Annotated in this window: 4 protein-coding genes; 3 read left to right on the top strand and 1 reads right to left on the bottom strand. The window is 66.0% G+C overall.

All coding sequences use genetic code 11. The annotated features are described in order from the left end of the window. The first annotated feature begins 189 nt into the window (after positions 1-189). Together ACFWPJ_RS30900 and ACFWPJ_RS30895 are read left to right on the top strand one after the other, a co-directional pair. Positions 190-417 carry a DUF433 domain-containing protein gene (locus tag ACFWPJ_RS30900; protein ID WP_378856761.1) on the top strand — a complete coding sequence of 76 codons (228 nt, stop codon included), beginning with the start codon at positions 190-192 and terminating at the stop codon, positions 415-417. Then, positions 414-749 (top strand): DUF5615 family PIN-like protein, encoded by a 336-nt coding sequence (locus tag ACFWPJ_RS30895; protein WP_378856759.1) that lies wholly within the window; start codon positions 414-416, stop codon positions 747-749. Before ACFWPJ_RS30900 ends, ACFWPJ_RS30895 begins: the two co-directional genes overlap by 4 nt. A gap of 11 nt (positions 750-760) precedes the next feature. Here the strand turns inward: ACFWPJ_RS30895 and ACFWPJ_RS30890 are convergent, their stop codons facing one another. Beyond that, a complete protein-coding gene (locus ACFWPJ_RS30890; protein WP_378856757.1) occupies positions 761-1,189 on the bottom strand; it encodes a PPOX class F420-dependent oxidoreductase in 429 nt (142 codons plus the stop codon). A gap of 303 nt (positions 1,190-1,492) precedes the next feature. On the opposite strand from ACFWPJ_RS30890, the gene ACFWPJ_RS30885 reads away from it, so the two are divergent. Further along, the coding region (locus tag ACFWPJ_RS30885; RefSeq protein WP_378856755.1) for a GTP-binding protein at positions 1,493-2,243 on the top strand (751 nt) is incomplete at its 3' end.

Here is a 2,243-nt window from a genome sequence, read left to right as displayed (position 1 = left end):
GCGGTGATCGGGACGAGTACTACTCCGTCGAGACCTTCCGCCACACCGCCGACGGCATCCCCGGCGCTCGCCTCGAGATCTATCCCGACACCAACCACCTCGGCGCGATCAAACATCCACGCTTCGCCCCCGATGTCACCAAGTTCCTGGATTCGGGTCCGAGCGCGGACTGACGGATACAATCGCACTGTGTCCCACCAATCAAGGATCACCTTCGACCCCGGCCAGCTCGGCGGTCGGCCGTGCATTCGTGGCATGCGAATCAGGGTCAAAGACGTCCTGGAACTATTGGCGGCAGGCGAGAATGAAGATTCGATTCTCGAGGACTACCCGTATCTCGAGCGCGAAGACATCCGCGCCTGCCTCTCCTTCGCGGCATCCGAGGCCGATCACCCGATCCTGCGGACCGCCTCTTGAAGTTCCTCGTGGATGCGCAGTTGCCACCTGCGCTGGCCCGAGCCATCGCGAGCGAAGGACATGACGCGGTACACGTCTGCGACCTGGACATGACCTCCGCGCCCGATACGGAGGTCTGGAATGAAAGTCTCCGTCGTGGCGCCGCGATCGTTACCAAGGACGAAGACTTCATCCTCCTCGGCCGCGCGACGGGCGGTGACAATGCGCCGGCCGTTGTGTGGATTCGGATCGGGAACTGTTCGCGGAAGGCGCTTCTCGAAGCGATCTTGCCCGTCCTGCCGACCATCGTCCAGATGCTCGACGCTGGCGAATCCGTCATAGAAGTTCGGTGAGGGCCTTCTGATCAGCGAATCTTGGCGCCGTAGACGTGTTCGACGGTCAAGCTCATCAGCACGCGGCGATCGGACACCATGACCTCCCGGTACTCGTTCCAATCCGGGTGCTCCCCGGCAGCGGCACGGTAGTAGGCGACAAGAGCCTCCACCTCGGGACCGTTCGGGTCGGTGCCGGGACCGGTGAGGGTGACGCTGCCCTCGGCCGTGGCCCAGGACCAGCCGTCGGGCGCGGTCACCTCGAAGGCGGCCCGCGGATCCCGCCGGAGGTTGGCCGTCTTGGCCCGGCCTTCGGTCATCGAGACGTAGATGATCCCGGCGTCACGGTCGTAGTACGGGGTGACGGGGGACAGTTGCGGACGTCCGTCCGCTTTGATCGTGGCCAGTACGCCGAGCTTGGCCGTCGCGAGCAGTTCTTGCGGGTCGAACTCTGCTGTCATCGGTGGGTCTCCTCTGGGGTGCGGGCGATCCCTCGTTGTGACGAACCGTGGTCGCGCCGCATTTATGCCCGGCTCGAATCCCGGAACACGCGCCTGCGGAAAACCCGTCGACAGCTGGGCCGCCGACCGCGTAGAACTGGTCCCATGGTTACGGCACGTCCGCATTCGCGGCACTAGTTCGCATCGGGTCTTCGGGCGCCGGTGTGGCGCCGCGTGATCCGACGCCCGTGCCGTCCGGTGGAACGCACAACTGGCGAGCGTCGACTCTTCGACCGAACTAGTTGACCCACCGGGGGATTCCCAATGACCAGACCACGCGCCGACCTCGCCCGCATGCGCAATATCGGCATCGCCGCCCACATCGACGCGGGCAAGACCACCACCACCGAGCGGGTGCTGTTCTACACCGGCGTCACCCGCACCCTCGGCGAGGTCCACGACGGGACCGCCGCCATGGACCGGATGATCCAGGAGCGCGAACACGGCATCACCATCGCCGCCGCGGCCACCACCTGCTGGTGGAACGAGCACGAGATCACCATCCTCGACACCCCCGGCCACGTCGACTTCACCGTCGAGGTGGAGCGATCGCTGCGGGTACTCGACGGCGCGATCGCCGTGTTCGACGCCAAGGAGGGCGTCGAGCCGCAGTCGGAGCAGGTGTGGCGCCAAGCCGACAGGTACGGCGTGCCACGGATCTGCTTCGTGAACAAGATGGACAAGCTCGGTGCGGATTTCGCGTTCACCGTGCGGACCATCGCGGAGCGGCTCGGCGTGCGGCCGTTGGTGATTCAGCTGCCGATCGGCGCGGAGGGCGAGTTCGAGGGCATCGTCGACCTGGTCGAGATGACCGCGAAGGTGTGGCGGGGCGACACCGATCGTGGTGCGCGTTTCGAGGTCGTCGAGATCCCGGACGACCTGCGCGTCAAGGCCGAACAGCACCCCGATCGTGGCCGACGCCGAGGCCGCCACCCTGCTCGCGCGCAACGCGTACGAGCGCCAGACCGCGATGATCGACGCCGCGCCAACCGCAGACAACTGTCAGGAGCAGCTC

Source organism: Nocardia sp. NPDC058497 (assembly GCF_042720195.1).
GTDB lineage: Bacteria > Actinomycetota > Actinomycetes > Mycobacteriales > Mycobacteriaceae > Nocardia.
Note: the sequence above shows the minus strand (reverse complement) of the source record. Positions and strands in the feature narration are given on the sequence as shown.